Source organism: Streptomyces sp. NPDC059852 (assembly GCF_042731455.1).
In the GTDB taxonomy this organism is placed as follows: domain Bacteria; phylum Actinomycetota; class Actinomycetes; order Streptomycetales; family Streptomycetaceae; genus Streptomyces.
The window spans coordinates 41403-56771 of record NZ_JBHWJK010000002.1 but is presented as its reverse complement, the minus strand read 5'-3'; the positions used below and the strand labels follow the sequence as shown (position 1 = coordinate 56771).

Below are 15369 nucleotides of genomic sequence, written 5' to 3'. Positions count from 1 at the left end.
CGACTAAGGAGCGTTGAGCGTGGCGGCATTGGCACGGTGGTGCTATCGGCACCGGCTGGTGGTCCTGTTGCTCTGGCTGGGGGCGCTGTTCGGCCTGGGCGCGGCGAGTTCGGGGGCGGGCACGAACTACGCGAACGTCTTCTCCCTCCCGGACACCGACTCGGCGACCGCGTACGACCTGATGGAGAAGGCATTCCCGGAGCGTGCCGGCGACACCGACACGGTGGTGTGGAAGGTGGACGAGGGATCCGTACGGGACGCCTCCGTACGCTCCCGCATCGAGCCCGCCCTCGCGGAGATCGGGCGGATGAAGGGCGTCGGCGAGGTCACCGACCCGTACGCGGAGCAGGGGGCCGCGCAGATCAGCCGGGACGGGCGGATCGCGTACGCGCAGGTCACCTTCACCGAGCAGGCCAACGCCGTCCCCAAGGAACTCATCGAGGACGTCGTGGACACCGCGCAGGCCGCCGAGCGGGACGGCCTGCGGGTCGAGCTCGGCGGACAGGCCATCGCCCGCACCCAGGAACCCCCGCAGGGCACGGCGGAGGCCGTCGGCATCCTCGCGGCCGCCGTGGTGCTGTTCCTCGCCTTCGGCTCGCTGTTCGCGATGCTGCTGCCGATCGTCGTGGCCGTCGCGGGCGTCGGCACCGGCATGATCGCCACGATGCTGATGAGCCACGTCACGGACGTGCCCGAGGTCGCGCCGCTGCTCGGCTCGCTGATCGGCCTCGGCGTCGGCATCGACTACGCCCTGTTCATCGTCACCCGGCACCGGCGCGGCGTCCAGCGCGGGATGAAGCCGGAGGAGGCGGCCGTGACCGCCCTCAACACCTCCGGGCGGGCCGTGCTGTTCGCGGGCGGCACGGTGTGCATCGCCCTCGCCGGGATGCTGGTGATGAACATGCGGTTCCTGGACGGCGTGGTCATCGCGACCTCGCTCACCGTCGTCCTGAGCGTGCTCGCCGCGATCACGCTGTTGCCGGCGCTGCTGGGCGTGCTCGGCATGCGGGTGCTCAGCCGGCGGCAGCGGGCCCGGCTCGCCGCGGCCGGTCCGGAGCCCGCCGAGACCGCCGGGCTCGCGGCGCGCTGGTCGGCGTACGTCCAGCGGCGTCCGCGTCCGGTCGTCGCGATGGCCGTCGTCGTCATGGCCGTCCTCGCGATCCCCGTGCTGTCGCTGCGGCTCGGCGCCACGGACCAGGGCAACCACCAGGAGTCCACGACCACCCGGCAGGCGTACGACCTGCTCGCCGAGGGCTTCGGACCCGGCTTCAACGGGCCGCTCCAGGTCGTCGTCGAGGGCGAGGCGCCCGCGGGCCTGGTCGACGGCATCCGCGGCACCGAGGGCGTCGCGCAGGTCGCGCCCGTCCCGCCCGCCAACGGGGTCACCGTGATCCAGGTCGTGCCGGACACCTCGCCGCAGTCCGAGGAGACGGACGCCCTGATCGACCGGCTGCGGGACGACGTGATTCCGCGGTCGGGCGCCGAGGCCCATGTGGGCGGGGTGACGGCCGTCTTCAAGGACTTCGCGTCGGTGACCGGCGACCGGCTGCCCTACTTCGTGGCCACGATCATCGCGCTCGGCTTCCTGCTCCTGCTGATCGCGTTCCGCTCGCTGGTGGTGCCGCTGACGGCCGCCCTCATGAACCTCATCGCGGCCGCCGCCTCCTTCGGCGTCCTGGTGGCGATCTTCCAGTGGGGCTGGGGCACCGAGCTGATCGGCGTCGGCAAGGAGGGCCCGATCACCTCGTTCCTGCCGGTCATCATGCTGTCCCTGCTGTTCGGCCTGTCCATGGACTACCAGGTGTTCCTGGTGAGCCGGATGCACGAGGAGTGGGTCCACACCAAGGACAACGCGCGCGCGGTGCGGGTCGGGCTCGCGGAGACCAGCCGCGTCATCAACTCGGCGGCCCTCATCATGATCTGCGTGTTCAGCGCGTTCGTGCTGAGCGGCGACATGGAGGGCGCGATGGCCGGCATCGGTCTCGCGGCGGCCGTCGCCCTGGACGCCTTCATCCTGCGGACCGCGCTCGTGCCGGCCGCGATGCACCTGCTCGGCAAGGCCAACTGGTGGCTGCCCGGCTGGCTGGAGAAGCGGCTTCCGCATCTGGCCGTCGAACCCGCGGAGGAGCCCGCGCCGGCCGCGTCCGCGCCGGACGACCCGGCCGGCACCTCGGTCGTGCACGGCTTCGTCCTCACCGCCGACGGCGAGCCCGTCGACGGCGCCGCGGTGACGCTGCTCAGCAAGGGCGGACGGCAGCTGGACCGGGTGACGTCCCTGGCCGACGGGTCGTACATCCTCTCGGTGCCGGCGCCGGGCACCTATCTGCTGGCGGCGAGCGCACCGGCGTACGGGTCACGCGCCGCGCACGTGGTCGTGGCGGACGGCCCGCTCGTGCACGACGTCGAACTGACCGGGGGCGAGGTCGACGCCGTCAACTGACCCGGCGGTCCCTCAGGGGCGCTCGTCGCGGGCGGGCGCCCCCGGGGACTCCTTCGCCGGGTCCGGGATCATCCGGGTCATCCCCGGCAGGAAGTCCGTGAACAGGTCGTGCACCTCGCGCACCAGGGGGCGCAGCACCCGGAAGCGGGCCAGGGAGACCCCGCGCGCGGTGAGCCGGGCCCCGCGCTCGGCGAGCCGGTAGCTGCGCTCGCGGCCCTCGGTCCGGTCGAAGATCCAGTACAGGACGAGTCCCATCTGGGACAGCCACATCAGCTCGGGCAGGATCTCGCGCAGTTCCTCCGGCACCTTCGTCCGGGTGGCGCCCGCCAGCACCTGCCGGTGGATGCTGATGGCCTCCTGGCGCGCGTGCTCCGACTCCTGCGAGAAGGGGCTGAGCGGGCTGTCGGGGTCGGCGGCGTTCTTGAAGAACTGCACCGCGAACTCGTGGTAGGGCGTGGCGATGTCCAGCCAGGCACGCAGCACGCCGGCGAGGCGCGCCTCCAGGTCCGTCTCCCGGGCCAGGATGTCCCGGACCGCCGCCTGGTGCTCGGCGGCGATCCGGTCGTAGAAGCCCTGGATCAGGTGCTCCTTGCCCTCGAAGTAGTAGTACGCGTTGCCGACGGAGACCCCGGCCTCCTGGGCGATCGCCCGCATCGTCGTCTTGTCGTAGCCGCGCTCCTGGAACAGCCGCATGGCGGTCTCCAGGATCAGCGCGCGGGTCTGCTCGGACTTGCTGGGCGTGTCGCCCTGCTCGGGGCGGTCGTTCTTCGAGGGCACGGAACGAGCCTAACCAGTGCCGATCAGGAGGACTGCGCCGCCTGGTAGAGGTTCTGCGCGTCGGCGCCGAAGTACGGGCCGTACATGCGGGTGGGCAGGAAGTTGTACTTGAAGCTGTTCACCGAGGACTGCAGTCCGGTGCCGGTGGCCTCGTCGAACCGGGTGAACCAGGGCCCGCCGCTCGCGCCCCCGGTCATGTCGCAGCCCATTCCGTGGTCGTTCGAGAGCAGGAAGTCCCGGCTGGTCGTCCCGGAGCAGTAGATGAACTTCTCGCCGTCGTAGGGGGCGGCGGCCGGGAAGCCGAAGGAGTACATGCGCTGGTTGTAGCCGGTGTTGAAGGCGAGCCCCTGCCCGCCGACGACGTCCGTGAGCCGCTGTCCGTCCAGCGGTGCCACGACCGCCGCGCCGACGTCGTAGTTGATGTCCTCGCTCGCCGTCCACTGCGGTGTGGAGAGCGTCTTCGTCGCCGTCCAGCGGCCGTGGGGGGCCTGCCCGTCGTGGTAGCCGGGTACGAAGACCCAGTCGGTGTGCCAGGCGCCCTCCAGCTTCACGCAGTGGCCGGCCGTGATGACGGTGCTCCTGTTGGCGCTGGTGACGGCGTTCCCCGAACAGGACGCCGTACGGCCCTGGTAGGTGAAGAAGACGCGGCCCGCCGTGGAGACGACGGCACCGCCGCCCGTCCACGCGCCGCCGCCGTTGGGGAAGGCGGCCGGTCCGACGTCCGCCGTCGAGGCGGCCGGGGTGGTGGGCGCGACGGTGGCCGGGCGGCCCGCGCGCGGGGCGGTGTCGACGGCCCGCGTACCGGCGTCGAGGAGGTCGAGTGGGGCGGCCGACCGCATCCGTTCCGGGGTCCAGAAGGCGCGGGCCTGCTGCTGTGCCTGAGTCGCCACGGCGTGGACGTGGGCGGGGGAGCCGGGCCGCGGGGCCGCGCCCGCGGGGGCGGCGAGGGTGCCGGCGGTGAACAGCGCGGTGGCGCCGACGAGGACGCCGAGGGCGGGCCGGGGTATGCGGAACGTGCGGTGTGTGCCTCTCACGCGTACTCCTTCTGCGATGGGGGGCCCGGGCGGCCCGTCGGGCCGCCCGGTTGCGACAGTCGGTGCGATTGCGGAGTGCGGAACCGGTGGCAGCGTGCCAACCCCGGCGGCATTTTGGAAGGGTGCATGCCAAACCGGTCCCGGTTCCAGGCCGTACGCGCCCCCTCGTGTCCCCGGTTCACGAGGGGGTCGCGCACCCCCCGTCGGCACAGCCCGGCGGGTGGTAGGTCCAGCCCGCCGTCCGGTCGTACACCCACCCCTCGCCCTGCCGCCGCGTCCGCCCGCGGCCCTGCGCCCCGCGCCACGCGGCGGCCGCGAGCACGGCCCCCCGGGCGAGCCGCGCCCCGTTCGGGGTGCTCAGGCGGTGGGCGAGCGGCCGATACCTGCGCAGCGCCCACAGAGTGACGATCCATGCGGCGGCGCCCCGGTAGACCTGTCCGGCGTCCCCGACGACGGTGATCTCGTCCAGCGTGGCCCGGTGATCGAGGCCGGGGAAGCGCCGGCGGGCCTCGGCGGACCCGGCCGGCACCGTCTCCAGCGGCACCCACTTCGGCTGCCGTACGAGCCAGTCGCGGACGAAGGTGCACAGGGAGCACTCGGGGTCGTACAGGACGGTGAGCGCGCGGACCGGAGTCCCGGCGGCCCCGGCGGGCGTCTCGGCAGCCATGCCGGGCCCCGCTCAGGCCTCGGCCGACGGGGCGGCCCAGCCCTGCGGCGCGACCGGCGGCAGTTGCTCGCGCTCCATCACACCGCGCCGCCGGATCTTGTTGAGGACGTAGACGTTGGCGAGGTGCATCACGCCGAGCACGAGCAGGACCACGCCGAGCTTGGTCGACAGGGCCTCGAAGATGCCGCGGGTGTCGACGACGGTGCCGTCGTCGCTCAGATACAGCGCGACGAAGCCGAGGTTGACGAGGTAGAAGCCGACCACCAGCAGGTGGTTCACCGCGTCCGCGAGCTTCTCGTTGCCGTGCAGGACGTCGGCGAGGAAGATCCGCCCATTGCGGCTGAGCGTACGGGCCACCCAGATGGTGAGCCCGATGCTGACGGCCAGGTAGATGACATAGGCGATGACCGTGCGGTCCATGGCCCTCCCCCTTCTTGAACGTGTTCAAATCTCTGACACGGATGACAGTAGACCTCTGTTTGAACACGTTCAACTCGCCGTCGTGAGGCGTGCGTCACGCCGTCAGGAGGGCGCGGGAGTCAGGGCCTTCGGCCCAGCTCCGGGCGCTTGGTGTAGTCCGTGAAGCCGAGGACGTTCCCCCAGGGGTCGGCGATCTCCACGGTCCAGCCGGTGGCCGTGGAGAAGGGCTCGTCCAGCGGCACCGTCCCGGCGTCCCGCAGCGTCCGCGCCGCCGCCCGCGCGTCCGGCACCTCCAGCCACACGCGCGCGGAGGGCCATGGCGGTGTCCGGTGCCCGAATGCCTCCTCGTGCCGCAGCAGGATGCCGGGCGTCTCGCCCCCCACCTTCAGCAGCGCGATCCCGGCCTCGTCGAGCCGGAACCCGACGGTGAACCCGGCCCGTTCGTAGAACCCGACGGCCTCGGCGATATCGCCGACCGGCAGCAGCACGTTGTCGAACCCGAGCAGCTCGTACGAAAGATCGTCTGACATGCCGTCAGATAGTAGGCGCCGGATCCCGGAAATCCGGTGAAGGGCACCCCGGTCCGCGCGTGGCGGGATTCCTGCTGGAAGATGTCCTGCACCCATCTCACCAGCGGATGATCCGATCGACAGACTTCGGGGGAACTCGCCTTGTCCGAAACGCCACAGCAGCCCCAGCCCCAGCCCCACGAGGGGCCGTCCCAGGGACCGCAGCCCCAGGGGCCCCAGCCCGGCAACCCCGGCCCCTACGGGTACCCCCAGCCCGGCCAGCCCCCGTACCCCGGCTACGGCCAGCCGCCGTACCCCGGCTACGCCCAGCCCGGTTACGGCTACATACCCCCCGGCACCTTCACCGGCGATCCCCAGGCCCCCTACGGATACGACCTGCTGGGCCGCCCCTACTCCGAGAAGTCGAAGGTCGTCGCGGGCGTCCTCCAGCTCACCCTGGGCAGCTTCGGCGTCGGCCGCTTCTACATCGGCCATGTCGGTCTCGGCCTCGCCCAGCTCTTCACCTGCGGTGGCCTGGGCATCTGGGCGCTGATCGACGGCATCGTCATGCTGGTCAGCGACGGCAAGACCGACAGTGAGGGGCGGGTCCTGCGTGGCTGACGCCGGGCGCCTCTCCGCGAGGTGCTCGGCCGCCTTGCGGCATCCGGCGGCGGCCCCCCTCGCGACCCTTGCCGCGGGTGCGGCCGGCTCCGTGTATCTGTACGGCACCGACCCGCACGAGTCCGGTCACTGGCTCCCGAGGTGCCCGTTCCGGCTGGTCACCGGTCTGCTCTGTCCTGCCTGCGGCGGCACCCGCATGGTGTACGACCTGATGCACGGTCACCTGGCCCAGGCGTGGCTGGACAACCGGGTCCTGCTGCTTGCCTCACCGCCCGCGCTCGCGCTGTTGGCCCGCTGGGCGTGGGAGGGCCTGCGCGGGCGAGCGTGGCGGCCGCGCCTGGGGACGAGGGGAGTGGCCGGCGTCCTGGGGATCGCCGTGGCATGGACGGTGCTGAGGAACGTCGTTGGCTGATTTTGATCACGGATCAGGAACAATGGATCTTCACCTCTCCCTCATTTCCCCCGCTTTACCTAAGCTCACCGGTCACAGGGGGGATGTCCTGGCACGGCTGAGCTGTGCGAGGGCGTCGGTCGGCAGCTGCGGACATCGTCAACGCGCGTTCTCGCGACGGCGTGGCGTCCCTCCTGACTCCCCGTTCACATGTGCAGCACAGGAGCAGTCGCCATGACCGTCCCCACCCCGCAGGCCCCCTACGGCGTCGACCCGTTGGGCCGGCCCTACTCCGACAAGTCCAAGATCGTCGCCGGTATCCTCCAGCTCTTCCTGGGCACCCTGGGCATCGGCCGCTTCTACGTCGGCTCCGTCGGCGTGGGCGTCGCGCAGCTCCTCACCTGCGGAGGCCTCGGCTTCTGGGCCCTGATCGACGGCATCCTGTTCCTCACCAGCAACGACCGCACCGACAAGGAAGGCCGCGTCCTCCGCGGCTGACCTCACCACCCGCAACGCCTTCGCCCCGCCGATCACTCGACCTGCGGGGCGACGTCAGCTCCCGGCCTCCAGCGCCAGGTGTGGGCATACGCCGAGGGCCCCGTTTCCAGCGGAAACGGGGCCCTCGGTCGCACAGGTGCCGGGTGATCAGTAGCGGCGCGTGATCAGGGCGCGCTTGACCTCCGCGATCGCCTTCGTGACCTCGATACCGCGCGGGCAGGCGTCCGTGCAGTTGAAGGTCGTGCGGCAGCGCCAGACGCCGTCCTTGTCGTTCAGGATCTCCAGGCGCTGCTCACCGGCCTCGTCGCGCGAGTCGAAGATGAAACGGTGCGCGTTGACGATGGCCGCCGGGCCGAAGTACTGGCCGTCGTTCCAGAAGACGGGGCACGACGACGTGCACGCGGCGCAGAGGATGCACTTCGTGGTGTCGTCGAAGCGCTCGCGGTCCTCGGCCGACTGAAGACGCTCGCGCGTGGGCTCGTTCGTGTCCTTCGTGATGAGGAAGGGCATGACGTCCCGGTACGCCTGGAAGAACGGCTCCATGTCGACCACGAGGTCCTTCAGGACCGTGAGGCCCTTGATGGGCTCGACCGTGATCGGCTTCTCGGGGTTGATGTCCTTGATCAGCGTCTTGCACGCGAGACGGTTCTTGCCGTTGATCCGCATCGCGTCCGAGCCGCAGATGCCGTGGGCGCACGAGCGGCGGAACGTCAGCGTGCCGTCCAGCTCCCACTTGATCTTGTGGAGGCCGTCGAGGACGCGCTCCTTGGGGTCGATCTCCAGCTGGAAGTCTTCCCACACCGCCTCGGCCGCGACCTCCGGGTTGAAACGGCGGACCCGGAACGTGACCGTGATGTAGGGGGAGGCGTCGGACTGCGCCTCGGCCTTGTCCAGAACGGGGGTTGCCATCAGTACTTACGCTCCATCGGCTGGTAGCGGGTCTGGACGACCGGCTTGTAGTCGAGACGAATGGACTCCGTGCCGTCGTCGCCCACCTCGCGGTACGCCATGGTGTGGCGCATGAAGTTGACGTCGTCGCGGTTCGGGTAGTCCTCGCGGTAGTGACCGCCGCGGGACTCCTTGCGGGCCAGCGCGGAGACCGCCATGACCTCGGCCAGGTCGAGCAGGTTGCCCAGCTCGATGGCCTCCAGCAGGTCCGTGTTGAACCGCTTGCCCTTGTCCTGGATCGAGACGTTCTTGTAGCGCTCGCGCAGCTCCGCGATCTTCTCGACCGCCGTCTTGATGGTCTGCTCCGTGCGGAACACCATGACGTTGGCGTCCATGGTCTCCTGGAGCTCCTTGCGCAGGGTCGCCACGCGCTCGGTGCCCGTGGACGTGCGCAGTCGCTCGACCTGCTCGATGACCAGCTCGGCGGGGTTCTCCGGCAGCTCGACGAAGTCGGCCTTCTGGGAGTACTCGGCGGCGGCGATGCCCGCGCGCTTGCCGAACACGTTGATGTCCAGCAGCGAGTTGGTGCCGAGGCGGTTCGCGCCGTGCACGGACACGCAGGCCACCTCGCCGGCCGCGTACAGGCCGGGGACGACGGTGGTGTTGTCCGCCAGGACCTCACCCTCGACGTTGGTCGGGATGCCGCCCATGGCGTAGTGCGCGGTCGGCTGGATCGGGATCGGGTCCGTGTAGGGCTCGATGCCGAGGTAGGTGCGCGCGAACTCCGTGATGTCCGGGAGCTTGGCGTCCAGCTGCTCCGGCGGGAGGTGCGTGAGGTCCAGGTAGACGTGGTCGCCCTCGGGACCGCAGCCGCGGCCCTCGCGGATCTCCGTGTAGATGGAGCGCGAGACGACGTCACGCGAGGCGAGGTCCTTCATGACCGGCGCGTACTTCTCCATGAAGCGCTCGCCGTCCTTGTTGCGGAGGATGCCGCCCTCACCGCGGGCGCCCTCCGTCAGCAGGATGCCCATGCGCCAGATGCCGGTCGGGTGGAACTGGAAGAACTCCATGTCCTCCAGCGGGATCCCGCGCCGGTAGCAGGCGGCCTGGCCGTCACCGGTCAGGGTGTGCGCGTTGGACGTCACCTTGAAGAACTTGCCGGTGCCGCCGGAGGCGTAGATGACCGACTTGGCCTGGAAGACGTGGATCTCACCGGTCGCCAGCTCGTACGCCACGACACCGGCGGACTTCTTGACGCCGTCGACCTCGGTGATCAGCTGGTCCAGGACGTAGAACTCGTTGTAGAACTCCACGCCCTCCTTGACGCAGTTCTGGTACAGCGTCTGGAGGATCATGTGGCCGGTGCGGTCCGCGGCGTAGCAGGACCGGCGCACCGGGGCCTCGCCGTGGTTGCGGGAGTGACCGCCGAAGCGGCGCTGGTCGATCGTGCCGTCCGGGGTCCGGTTGAACGGCAGGCCCATCTTCTCCAGGTCGAGGACGGAGTCGATGGCCTCCTTCGCCAGGATCTCGGCGGCGTCCTGGTCGACCAGGTAGTCACCGCCCTTGACGGTGTCGAAGGTGTGCCACTCCCAGTTGTCCTCCTCCACGTTGGCCAGCGCGGCGGCCATGCCGCCCTGCGCGGCGCCCGTGTGGGAGCGGGTGGGGTACAGCTTGGTCAGCACGGCGGTGCGGCTGCGCTTCGTCGACTCGATGGCCGCGCGCATACCCGCGCCACCGGCGCCGACGATGACGGTGTCGTACTTGTGGATCTTCATGGTCGGTTACCTCAGCCCCGTGCCTAGCGGATGTTCGGGTCGAAGGTGAAGATCACCAGCGTGCCCAGCAGGATGGTGAACACCGTGGCGGTGTAGAGCAGGCCCTTCAGCCACAGCCGGGTGTTCGCGCGCTCCGCGTAGTCGTTGATGACCGTGCGCAGACCGTTGGCGCCGTGGAGCATCGCGAGCCAGAGCATCAGCAGGTCCCAGACCTGCCAGAACGGCGAGGCCCAGCGGCCGGCCACGAAGGCGAAGCCGATCTTCGAGACGCCGCCGTCCAGCACCAGCTGGATCAGCAGGTGGCCGATGACGAGGACGACCAGCACGACGCCGGACAGGCGCATGAACAGCCAGGCGGCCAGCTCGAAGTTGCCCCGGGTGGACCGGGGGGTCTTCCTGGTCCGCTTGCGCGGCGCCTCGATGAGCGGGGCCGGGTTGTCGACGTTGTAGAGCGAGTCGCCCTCGACCGGGCCGATCCCGGACGCGGTGGTTTCAGTCGTGGACATGTGCGTCAGCTCCCGAACAGTTCACGAGCGGCGTGGCCGAGGACGGGGTAGATCGCCCCGAGCATGAGCACGAGCCACAGACCGACGACGGACCAGAGCATCTGCTTCTGGTAGCGCGGGCCCTTCGACCAGAAGTCGACGGCGATGACGCGCAGGCCGTTGAGCGCGTGGAACAGGATGGCGGCGACGAGGCCGTACTCCAGCAGCGCGACGATCGGCGTCTTGTAGGTGGCTACGACCTTGTCGTAGTCCTCGGGGGAGACACGGACGAGAGCGGTGTCCAGCACATGAACGAACAGGAAGAAGAAGATGAGGACGCCGGTGACTCGGTGAGCCACCCAGGACCACATTCCTTCCCGGCCGCGGTACAGCGTTCCAGCCGGCACGGAAGTCCCTCCGGGAGCGGGGTATCGGGGCCTGCCGGCTTGTGCTGTCGGTCGGGCCCGGCCGGGTACGGTCCACCGGCCCCCAGCATCGTAGCGACGGTTGCCTGCGGCGCTTACGCCGGGCCTTGCGGTGTGATCAAACTGGCACGCGGATGGTCCATTCGCGGCCTGTGCGGCGGGATGCCCGTCTCAGGCGAGATGGCTGACCAGCCGCCCCTTCGCGAGCCGCCGTAGTTCCTCCGCCGCGAGGACCCTTTCTTCCTCCGGATCGTTTGCCAATCGTGACCGGATGCCTGCCAATACATGGTCCAGGCTCTCGGTGTGCGTCAGGCCGTCCAGGCAGATAATGAACCCATGCCCGAATTTGGCCTCATATGCGGCGTATGTCGCACTCAGTGCGGTGTGTGCCGCCGAGTAGACGTCCTCCGGAAGGAACGGCAGCGCCTCCGCCGCCAGCGCGTGCGACAGCTCCGCCGGCGTCAGGTCGTACGCGGCCTCGTCGCAGGCGGCCAGCAGGGCGTCGATGTCGGGATAGGGGCGGTGGTCCGCCACCCGATCGGCCCAACGGGTGCTGTGCAGGCAGGTCAGGAGGGTGGCCCGGGCCTCGTGCGGGGGAGCGGCGTTGAACGGCTCCAGCCCGCCCGGGGGCGGTGTACGGGTCTGTTCGGGCAGCGCCGGTATGGCGACTCGGCCGGGAAGATGTGTGGGCGTCACGTGGGTTTCGGCAGGGGATTCTGGGAGAGGAGTGGCGCCACGCTACCGACTGTGGACGTGAGGTGTCCGACCGATGCCCGAATTTCAGCCGAACGGGAGAGTTTCAGAACGTGTGCTGGACGGCTGACGGTGTCCGCAGGCCCTAGGTTGGCGCCGTGAGTCAGCACAGGCGCCGGGCACCGGCGAAGAAGGCCCTGAAGAACACCTGGGTGCTGATCGTCGCGATGGTCCTCGTGACGGTCGGCGCCGGCGTGGGCATCGCCCTCCTCGTGAGCGGCGGCGACGACCGGGCCGGATCGGGGCAGCGGGGGTCGGCCTCCGGCGCCTCGGAGGGCGTCTCGGCCGGGTCCGACGGCGCCACCCCGTCACCCACCCGGACGTACCCGCTGTCCAAGGCGCCCGCGACGATCCCCGCCGTGCGGTCCCACACCGCCGCGCGCGGCCCCGGCTGGCAGCCCGCCGACAAGAACCGCGTCGTCGTCAGCGACGACGAGCTCGCCGACGAGGGGAAGCTGATCGCCGGCGAGCTGGGGATGGACTACGCGGGCCGCGAGGACGACGTCCGCGCCGGTGACGTACGGCTGTCGCTGAACGACGACGAGGGCGCGAACCCGGAGTCGTACACGATGACCGTCCGCGACGGGCGTGTCGTCATCAGCGGAGCCGGCGAGGCCGGTGTCTTCTACGGCACCCGGACGCTCAAGCAGGAGGTGCACGGCGGCGGCACCGCGCCCGAGGGCGTCGTCCGGGACGAGCCGGCCAAGCCGGTGCGCGGCCTCATGCTCGACATCGCCCGCAAGCACTTCACCGCGGACTGGATCGAGGACCGGGTGCGGGAGCTGGGCGACCTGAAGTACAACCAGCTCGGCCTGCACTTCTCCGACGACCAGGCGTTCCGCATCGAGTCCACCTCGCACCCGGAGATCGTGTCGAAGGAGCACCTCACCAAGGCGCAGGTCCGCAAGATCGTGAGGCTGGCCGAGAGCCGGCACATCACCGTGGTCCCGGAGATCGACTCGCCCGGGCACCTCGGGGCCGTCATCGCCGCCCACCCCGACCTCCAGCTGCGCAACGTGAACGGGGTGGCGACCCGCGGCGCCGTGGACATCTCCAAGCCCGCCGCCGCCGAGATCGTCGACGACCTGCTCAACGAGTACGCCGGGCTGTTCCCCGGGAACCAGTGGCACCTCGGCGGCGACGAGTACCAGGCGCTGGTCGTCTCGAACCCCGAGGCGTCCTACCCGCAGCTGGCCCGTGCCGCCCGCGACGCCTTCGGGGCCGGCGCCGGCGTGGCCGACCTCGCCACCGCGTGGGTCAATGACCGCGCCGACACCGTCCGCGCCCACGACCGCACGCCCCGCGCCTGGAACGACGGATTCTTCCGGGACACCAAGGTCAAGGTCGACAAGGACGTCCAGGTGGCGTACTGGACCGGCAAGGAGATCGGGGCCCGCACCCCGGATCAGTACCTCGCCGAGGGGCGCAAGGTCATCAACTACAACGACGAGTTCCTCTACTACGTGCTCGGGGAGCCGCAGACCTTCGTCTACCCGACGGGCGAGCGGATCTACCAGCAGTGGACGCCGCGCGTGCTGCGCGGGACCACGGCCGTCCCCGCCAAGTACGACGGCCAGATCCTCGGCGCCTCCTTCGCGGTCTGGTGCGACATCGCGAGCGCGCAGACCCAGGCCCAGGTCGCGGACGGCATCCGGATGCCGCTGCGGGCGATGATGCAGAAGACGTGGGACCCGGGCGAGCCGGACCTGTCCTGGGCGCAGTTCAAGGCGCTCGCCGACCGGCTGGACCGCCCCGCGAGTTGACCCGAACGCCTGCGCACCCCCGTACGAATGTGGTGTATTCGGCCCGAGCCGACACCGATCAGCCGGGGGGATGCCGGATGGGCTACTGGGGTTACTTCGTCGTGGGCCGCGGGCAAGGGCCGCTGGCGGAACTGGACGCGCTGTCCGGCGCCGAGGGGATGACGCTGCGCGAGCGGGCGCCGGACGGCTGGCAGGTGTGGGAGTACCCGAGCGGGGACGCCGGGATCGCCAGCATGAACGACCTGGCCGCCGAGACGGGGGCGCCCGCGCTGTTCGGCTATGTGATGGACAGCGCCTGTGTCGTCGTGGAGGCGGCCGCTCCGCACAGCGGTGCCTGGACCACCTGTCTGGCCCGGGCCGCGACGGCCCGCCACCTCGGCGCCGGTGCGGACGGTCCCTCCCTGGAGGACTACTTCCTCGAACCGGCCGACGCCGCCGAGCGGGCCGTCGCCTGGGCCGCCGAGGCCGGGCACGAGGTGAACGCCGGCGCGCTGCTCGACGTACTCACCGCCGAAGCGGACTCCGTGGCCGAAAACCTCTTCTTCCGGCTGCTCGACCGGCTCGGCGTCGTCCCGCTGTGACACTCCCGGGCCGTCGCACGCAGTAAGGGGAAGTGCGGGCTCCGTGAGAAAGGAGCCCGGCTGGGGCCTGTGCGGGGGCCCCGATCCTCGGAGATGACCCGCTTAGGGAGGCGTGGATGAGCCTGGTGGAACTGATCGCTCAGGCCGACGAGCGCGGACTGGCCGCCAGCGGGTTGGCTTGTTTGGATCGGTGCGTGCCGCTGCTCGGCGGTGACGACGAGGTGCTGCGGCCGCTGTGGGCGAACCTCGCGGCCGAGGGCGACCCGGCCGCCTGGGGCACACTCCTCGAACAGGTCCGCGCCAAGCTGGGAGTCGCCGACGTCGTGGACGACGAGGACATCGAGGACGAGGCCGCGCTACTGGCCCGCCGGATGCTGGCCGGCGCCCCCGCCGTCCGCTCGGCCGCCGAGGCCCGCACCTGGGCCGACGCCTGCTCGGTCGCCTCCCTCCAGATCCACCGGCTCCTCGACCCCGGCCAGGACGACGGGACGGACGGGGCGCTGGAGTCCGTGCGCGCCGCCGACACCGCGGGCGACGCGCGCCCCGAGGGCGTCTCCCCGCTCGTCGCCGCCGAACTGCGCCGCCAGATCGGCGTCCTCGAACTCCTCGACAGCCATGGGGCGGGCGGGGTGCGCCGCGCCCTGGAGGTGTCCACCGAGGGCCGGCGCGTGCTGCGGGCGGTGGTGTCCCGCCGGGCCCGCGGCCGGGGCTGAGCCCCTCCGGAAAGGGGCCCGGCGCGCCCAAACCCCCTTGCCTGGGGGAGTCCTGTGCCCGTTCGAGGGTGCCGTGCGACGGTCCTGTACGGGTCCGGGGGAGCCGCCGGAAACGCGTGACGTATCGCCGGGCGGCCACGCTATCCAGGATGTGACGACTCAGCAGGAGACCAGGCCCGCGGCGGCGACCAAACCGGTCCGGTGGGCGGCGGACGCGGTGGCGACGATGCGTGAGGGGGCGCGGCTGCGCCTGGACTACTCCGAGCAGAGTCTGTGGCGGGTCGACCGCGTGATCGAGGCGCTGCGCCGCGAGGGGACGCCGTCGGCCGCCGCGGCCCATGTGCTGCGCGGCCTCGGCGCCTACGCGGGTGAGGTGATCGCCCGCCGGACCGGCGCCGAGTGGTGGACGGCCGGCGGCGACCACTGGATCCGCACGCCCGACGGGCGGCTGTGGGACCCGATCGACGAGGCCCGCCGCTGTTTCACCGGCGACGGGTCGCTGCGCCTGCTGTGCCGGGACGCGACGGGCGGGACCCGCCGCTGACCCGGCGGTGGGGGGGCGGCCGCGCCCCCGCGCGCCCCCCCCCACGGGGGAGAGACCTATAAAAGAGCCCCCACAGCGGCCCCCC

General features: G+C 71.0%; 18 protein-coding genes. 8 read left to right on the top strand and 10 right to left on the bottom strand.

Annotated features, from left to right (window positions below; translation table 11 throughout):
• Nucleotides 1-28 precede the first annotated feature (28 nt).
• Nucleotides 29-2440, top strand: coding sequence for an MMPL family transporter (locus tag ACFV46_RS02585; protein ID WP_385496972.1), 2412 nt, complete (start codon nt 29-31; stop codon nt 2438-2440).
• A gap of 12 nt (nt 2441-2452) precedes the next feature.
• Here the strand turns inward: ACFV46_RS02585 and ACFV46_RS02580 are convergent, their stop codons facing one another.
• From ACFV46_RS02580 to ACFV46_RS02560, 5 genes are all read right to left on the bottom strand, one after another.
• Nucleotides 2453-3217: a TetR/AcrR family transcriptional regulator gene (locus tag ACFV46_RS02580; RefSeq protein WP_055621650.1), complete on the bottom strand. Its 765-nt coding sequence runs from the start codon at nt 3215-3217 to the stop codon at nt 2453-2455.
• 23 nt (nt 3218-3240) lie between these two features.
• Nucleotides 3241-4251 carry a trypsin-like serine peptidase gene (locus ACFV46_RS02575; protein ID WP_376729901.1) on the bottom strand — a complete coding sequence of 337 codons (1011 nt, stop codon included), beginning with the start codon at nt 4249-4251 and terminating at the stop codon, nt 3241-3243.
• A 178-nt stretch (nt 4252-4429) separates the two neighbouring features.
• Nucleotides 4430-4918, bottom strand: a complete 489-nt coding sequence (locus tag ACFV46_RS02570; RefSeq protein WP_376729900.1) for a thiol-disulfide oxidoreductase DCC family protein — start codon at nt 4916-4918, stop codon at nt 4430-4432.
• A gap of 12 nt (nt 4919-4930) precedes the next feature.
• Nucleotides 4931-5338 carry a hypothetical protein gene (locus ACFV46_RS02565; RefSeq protein WP_361926724.1) on the bottom strand — a complete coding sequence of 136 codons (408 nt, stop codon included), beginning with the start codon at nt 5336-5338 and terminating at the stop codon, nt 4931-4933.
• 119 nt (nt 5339-5457) lie between these two features.
• Nucleotides 5458-5868, bottom strand: a complete 411-nt coding sequence (locus tag ACFV46_RS02560) for a VOC family protein (protein WP_361926721.1) — start codon at nt 5866-5868, stop codon at nt 5458-5460.
• Between the two features lie 141 nt (nt 5869-6009).
• Here ACFV46_RS02560 and ACFV46_RS02555 point away from each other — a divergent pair, with 141 nt between their 5' ends.
• The 3 genes from ACFV46_RS02555 (at nt 6010) to ACFV46_RS02545 (ending at nt 7357) form a co-directional block, all read left to right on the top strand.
• A complete protein-coding gene (locus ACFV46_RS02555; RefSeq protein WP_385496788.1) occupies nt 6010-6468 on the top strand; it encodes a TM2 domain-containing protein in 459 nt (152 codons plus the stop codon).
• Nucleotides 6461-6880: a DUF2752 domain-containing protein gene (locus tag ACFV46_RS02550; protein WP_361926716.1), complete on the top strand. Its 420-nt coding sequence runs from the start codon at nt 6461-6463 to the stop codon at nt 6878-6880. The genes ACFV46_RS02555 and ACFV46_RS02550 overlap by 8 nt, the downstream gene beginning before the upstream one ends.
• A gap of 213 nt (nt 6881-7093) precedes the next feature.
• Entirely contained in the window at nt 7094-7357 is a 264-nt protein-coding gene (locus ACFV46_RS02545) for a TM2 domain-containing protein (RefSeq protein ID WP_385496786.1), read from the top strand.
• 147 nt (nt 7358-7504) lie between these two features.
• Here the strand turns inward: ACFV46_RS02545 and ACFV46_RS02540 are convergent, their stop codons facing one another.
• From ACFV46_RS02540 to ACFV46_RS02520, 5 genes are all read right to left on the bottom strand, one after another.
• The gene (locus ACFV46_RS02540; RefSeq protein WP_283286823.1) at nt 7505-8266 is read right to left on the bottom strand and encodes a succinate dehydrogenase iron-sulfur subunit; all 762 of its coding nucleotides are present in this window, start codon (nt 8264-8266) and stop codon (nt 7505-7507) included.
• A complete protein-coding gene (gene sdhA / locus ACFV46_RS02535; protein WP_361926712.1) occupies nt 8266-10020 on the bottom strand; it encodes a succinate dehydrogenase flavoprotein subunit in 1755 nt (584 codons plus the stop codon). The genes ACFV46_RS02540 and sdhA overlap by 1 nt, the downstream gene beginning before the upstream one ends.
• 23 nt (nt 10021-10043) lie before the next feature.
• Nucleotides 10044-10526, bottom strand: coding sequence for a succinate dehydrogenase hydrophobic membrane anchor subunit (locus ACFV46_RS02530; RefSeq protein ID WP_361926709.1), 483 nt, complete (start codon nt 10524-10526; stop codon nt 10044-10046).
• A 5-nt stretch (nt 10527-10531) separates the two neighbouring features.
• Nucleotides 10532-10912, bottom strand: coding sequence for a succinate dehydrogenase, cytochrome b556 subunit (sdhC, locus tag ACFV46_RS02525; RefSeq protein WP_078504082.1), 381 nt, complete (start codon nt 10910-10912; stop codon nt 10532-10534).
• Between the two features lie 189 nt (nt 10913-11101).
• Nucleotides 11102-11626 carry a 2-oxo-4-hydroxy-4-carboxy-5-ureidoimidazoline decarboxylase gene (locus ACFV46_RS02520; RefSeq protein WP_385496785.1) on the bottom strand — a complete coding sequence of 175 codons (525 nt, stop codon included), beginning with the start codon at nt 11624-11626 and terminating at the stop codon, nt 11102-11104.
• 155 nt (nt 11627-11781) lie between these two features.
• Here ACFV46_RS02520 and ACFV46_RS02515 point away from each other — a divergent pair, with 155 nt between their 5' ends.
• From ACFV46_RS02515 to ACFV46_RS02500, 4 genes are all read left to right on the top strand, one after another.
• Nucleotides 11782-13446, top strand: coding sequence for a glycoside hydrolase family 20 protein (locus ACFV46_RS02515; protein WP_385496784.1), 1665 nt, complete (start codon nt 11782-11784; stop codon nt 13444-13446).
• Between the two features lie 77 nt (nt 13447-13523).
• On the top strand, nt 13524-14027 hold the full coding sequence (locus tag ACFV46_RS02510) for a hypothetical protein (RefSeq protein WP_385496783.1): 504 nt from the start codon (nt 13524-13526) through the stop codon (nt 14025-14027).
• 116 nt (nt 14028-14143) lie between these two features.
• Nucleotides 14144-14740, top strand: coding sequence for a hypothetical protein (locus ACFV46_RS02505; RefSeq protein ID WP_361926702.1), 597 nt, complete (start codon nt 14144-14146; stop codon nt 14738-14740).
• Nucleotides 14741-14891: 151 nt separating this feature from the next.
• The gene (locus tag ACFV46_RS02500) at nt 14892-15284 is read left to right on the top strand and encodes a hypothetical protein (RefSeq protein WP_361926699.1); all 393 of its coding nucleotides are present in this window, start codon (nt 14892-14894) and stop codon (nt 15282-15284) included.
• Nucleotides 15285-15369 lie beyond the last annotated feature (85 nt).